Here is a 4,219-nt window from a genome sequence, read left to right on the forward strand (position 1 = left end):
ATCCCGAGCGCGCAGGAATGGGCAACTTCATCATCATGGATCACATCCTGCGCGGCCACGCCGCCGGGCTGCCTTATGTCTATCTCGGCTATTGGGTACAGGGCTCGGCCCGCATGGCCTACAAGATCAAATACCGCCCGATCGAGGCGCTCGGCCCCAGTGGCTGGCGCCGCATCGCGCCCGATGCAGAGCCGATCCCGGCCGAACTCAAATCACCCGTCTGACCTGTTCCCTCTCCTCTCCGGGGAGCATCAGGTAAACAGCGCCCTGCGCTGTTTAGTCCATGCCGGGGGCATGGACGACCTGATGCTGGAGGGGCCCGCCGCGCAAGCGGTGGGAGGGTGAGGGGCCACCAAGCAGCGCAGCACTGCTGGTCTACCCCTCACCCTTCCCACTGCCTGAAGGCAGCAGGCCCCTTCCCTCGCCCCTCCGGGAGAAGGACTTAACCCCTCAATCCTCCCGCATCACGCTGACATCCACCGCCAGATCCTCCTCGCCGTCGCCCAGTCGCGATCCCGCCACCGGGGCTGCGCCCGCCGCATCCAGGGCCGTGGCGACGCGGACATAATCCTCCTCCGGGCATTGTCCCGAGCACGGATCGAAGCCGACCCAGCCCAGATCGTCGATATGCGCCTCCGCCCAGGCATGCGGCGTCGCCCGGTGGCCATCCGCGCGCAAGGCATAGCCGGAGACGTAGCGCGCCGGGATGCCCAGCCCGCGTGCGCCCACGCAGAAGATGTGCGTCAGATCGCGCGGGGTCACCACCGCCCGCTTGAACGCACCCGCCGCATCCAGCCCCGGCTCCGGCCGCCCCAGATCCACCGCGAAGCGCGCGTGCAGCGCCGCGTTCCAGCGGTGCAGCCGGGCGAGCGGATCCCCCTCTCCGGCGGCCTCTTCGGCAAACGCGATGATCGCCGGATCGCGCGGGGTCATGTCGGTCACCCGCAGATACAGCGGCGGCGGCAGCATCTCGGCCGCACCGCGCAGCACACCGCTCGACGTGCTGGTCAACACTTCGCCCGACACGGTGATCGCGATGCCGTCCAGCGGTCCCTCGACATACAGCATCGTCACGGCATTGCCGAAGCCGTCACGTCCTTCCCTCAGCCGGGCATCGCGGTCCACATCGATCCGCCATCCTGCCACCGTCTGGTCGTGCGTGTTCTCCGGCGTCAAGCGCAGCATCTGTACCAGCCGCGCCTGCGGTTCGGAAAAGCGATAAACCGTGCGATGATCGATCGAAAGCCGCATGGCACCCCCCTTTTGCTTCGCCTGCCCCTTTCGCCCTCTCCATCGCGACCGGGAAACCTGGAATCAAGTGAACTTGAACTGCCGGCCTATGGCGCTGTGCAGCAAGGCATTCTCATGGATGAAGGCTTGAAGATACTGGTGTAGTCCGGATGCGATCACTTCACCCGACCGCGTTTTCGCCATCCGGCTCGCGCGCAGTCGCGCCATGCGGTCGGCCTCGCCATGTTGCCCGGTCCGCCGGGCCAGCATGGCAAGCACGTCCACCGTCTCCTCGACCGATGCCGCCAGGCTGCGCGGCAACTCGGATCGCGCGATCAGCAGGTCGATAACGTTGGCCGGCTCCAACCCGTCCGAATAGAGCCACCGATACGCGGTCACGGCCGACACCGTCTGCAACAGCGTCGTCCATTGATCGCGGTCGACGACGCCGCCCACCCGCTCGCCGGCGGGCAGCAGGATGTGATATTTCACGTCGAGCAGCCGCGCGGTGTTGTCCGCGCGCTCCACCGCCTGCCCTAGCCGGATGAACCACGTCGTCTGGTTGCGCAGCATCCGGTGCACGGCCCCTTCGAAGCCGCGAGTCTCATTCTTTACCGCTTCGACCAGGTTCAGCACCTGGGTCGGCGTATCTGCCGCAGGGCGCCCCTCGAACACCAGCCAGGCGCGGTTGATCCCCGTCCATGCCTCGCGCGTCAATGCGGTGCGCACCGCGCGCGCGTTGTTGCGTGCCATGTCCAGGCAGCGGACCAGCGATCCCTGATGACTGGAATCCACCGTCAGGAAGCGTCCGACATCGCTGCGCCGCAACTGACGGCCGCCCGCGCCATAGGCGTCCGTCGTCTCGGTCACGGTCAGTGCCGTGTTCCACGCGGCCAGCCCTGCCGAACGCGGCGACAGCACGTCCAGCCGGACGGTCGCTTCCACCAGCCGGGCGATGAAGTCCGCGCGTTCGCAATAGCGGCCCAGCCAGTAGAGCGAGGATGCCGTCCGGCTCAGCACGGGCGCATCCCCGTAGCGGTCAGGTTCCGTGGCCGCGCCGTCATGCCCGGCCCTCCTGGCCCGATCCCTGACCAGGCCCCTGGCTTTGCGTCATGCCGCCCATCGTCTGTTCCTGCACGCCGTCCAGCGCCTGGCCTTGCGCCATGCCGGCATCATCCATCAGCACGAAACTGTCCTTGGTCCCGCCGCCCTGGCTGGAATTGACCACCAGCGATCCTTCGCGCAGCGCGACGCGGGTCAGGCCGCCCGGCACCACCTGCACGCCCTTCGATCCGGTCAGCACGAACGGCCGGAAATCCACGTGCCGCGGCGCCAGCCCGCTCTCGGCCAGCGTCGGCACCGTCGACAGCGCCAGCGTCGGCTGCGCGATATACCGCTCCGGCTGCGCGACCAGCGCGGCGCGGAACGCCTCGATCTCCGCCTTGCTCGCCGTCGGGCCGACCAGCATGCCGTATCCGCCCGATCCGTCGACCAGCTTGACCACCAGTTCATCCAGATGGTCGAGCGTATAGCGCAACGCCTCCGGCTCACGGCATCGCCATGTCTCGACATTGGGCAGCTTGGGCTCGCCCCCCGAATAGAAGCGGACGATTTCGGGCATGTAGCTGTAGATCGCCTTGTCATCGGCGATGCCGTTGCCCGGCGCGTTCAGGATCGCGACGTTGCCCGCGGCATAGGCCGCGATCAGCCCCGGCACGCCCAGCATCGAATCGGGGCGGAAGACGAGCGGATCCAGATAATCGTCGTCCACCCGGCGATAGATCACATCCACCTTCACCCGGCCGGCGATGGTGCGCATCCAGACGATGTCGTCATCGACCACCAGGTCGGCCGCCTCGACCAGTTCGACACCCATCGAATCGGCCAGGAAACTATGCTCGTAATAGGCGGAATTATAATGCCCCGGCGTCAGCACGACGCACACCGGGTTGCCCACGCCGTGCGGCGCGACCGATTTCATCGTCTGCAACAGCTTGTCCGGATAGCTGTCCACCGCCGCCACCCGGAATTGCCGGAACAGCTCTGGGCACAGCCGCAGCATCGCCTCTCGGTTTTCCAGCATGTAGCTGACGCCGGACGGCGTGCGGGCATTGTCCTCCAGCACGAAGAAGTCGTCCGGGCCGGTCCGCACCAGATCGATGCCGCAGATATGCGCCCACACGTCGTGCGGCGGCCGCATGCCCGCAATCTCCGGGCGGAACTGGGCATTGCCGAAGATCAGGTCGGGCGGCAGCACGCCCTCCTTCAGGATGCGCCGCTCGCCATAGATGTCGTTCAGAAAGGCGTTGATCGCCTCCACCCGCTGCACCAGTCCTTCGGACAGGCGCGTCCATTCATCCGCCAGGAACACGCGCGGGACGATGTCGAACGGAATGATCCGCTCGGCGGCATCGCTTTCGCCATAGACGGCAAAGGTTATGCCCAGTTGCCGGAAGGTCGCCTCCGCCGATTGCTGGCGGCGGCGCAAATCATGGTCGGGCGTTCGCTCCAGCCATTGTCCCAGTGCGGTCAGTTCGGCACGCGGCGGCGGCCCGCCGGCTGTCCCCATGATTTCGTCGAAGGCCTGTCGTTTCCCCATCAACCTCGATACGCTCCCCCGGTCGCCCAAGTTCCATGCTGCAGTGCATATTGGCCCGGAACAAGCATCATTTCGGGTATGACATGAGTTTTCAGCGGTTCAGTGCCTCCAGCATGCCCGGCGTCAGCACCTGGGGCAGCACGCGCGGTCCTGCCGCACCGGGGGCATAGTACAGGTATAATGGCACGCCCGCGCGGTTGTGCCGCTCGATGAAGCGGCCCAGCACCGGGTCGCCATCGGTCCAGTCGCCGACCAGCACCGCCACCTTGTTGCGCCGGAATGCGTCACGCACCGACTGCCGCTCGATTGCCGCCGCCTCGTTCACCTTGCACGTCACGCACCAATCGGCGGTGAAATAGGCGAAGACGGGCCGGCCCTGCGCGCGAAGCC

4 protein-coding genes and 1 pseudogene are annotated in these 4,219 nt (G+C 66.7%); 1 reads left to right on the forward strand and 4 read right to left on the reverse strand.

Going from position 1 to position 4,219, the window contains the following annotated elements; genetic code table 11:
* A pseudogene (locus Q0U08_RS18195) lies at window positions 1-224 on the forward strand (arginyltransferase); the annotation flags it as partial.
* 226 nt (window positions 225-450) lie between these two features.
* Here Q0U08_RS18195 and Q0U08_RS18200 read toward each other — a convergent pair.
* The 4 genes from Q0U08_RS18200 to Q0U08_RS18215 form a co-directional block, all read right to left on the reverse strand.
* Window positions 451-1,251, reverse strand: a complete 801-nt coding sequence (locus Q0U08_RS18200) for a transglutaminase family protein (protein ID WP_298093090.1) — start codon at window positions 1,249-1,251, stop codon at window positions 451-453.
* 63 nt (window positions 1,252-1,314) lie between these two features.
* Window positions 1,315-2,250: an alpha-E domain-containing protein gene (locus tag Q0U08_RS18205; RefSeq protein WP_298093091.1), complete on the reverse strand. Its 936-nt coding sequence runs from the start codon at window positions 2,248-2,250 to the stop codon at window positions 1,315-1,317.
* Between the two features lie 40 nt (window positions 2,251-2,290).
* Window positions 2,291-3,829, reverse strand: coding sequence for a circularly permuted type 2 ATP-grasp protein (locus tag Q0U08_RS18210; protein ID WP_298093092.1), 1,539 nt, complete (start codon window positions 3,827-3,829; stop codon window positions 2,291-2,293).
* Between the two features lie 91 nt (window positions 3,830-3,920).
* Window positions 3,921-4,219 (reverse strand): thioredoxin family protein (locus tag Q0U08_RS18215; protein ID WP_298093093.1); only part of this gene is annotated, 299 nt, incomplete at its 5' end.

The sequence above is a fragment of the uncultured Sphingomonas sp. genome (genome assembly GCF_946477935.1).
In the GTDB taxonomy this organism is placed as follows: Bacteria; Pseudomonadota; Alphaproteobacteria; order Sphingomonadales; family Sphingomonadaceae; genus Sphingomonas.

What these genes read in the sequence shown, in the direction of transcription:
- Q0U08_RS18200 (WP_298093090.1), bottom strand. Translation starts at nt 1,251, where the DNA reads ATGCGGCTTTCGATCGATCATCGCACGGTTTATCGCTTTTCCGAACCG.
- Q0U08_RS18210 (WP_298093092.1), bottom strand. Translation starts at nt 3,829, where the DNA reads ATGGGGAAACGACAGGCCTTCGACGAAATCATGGGGACAGCCGGCGGG.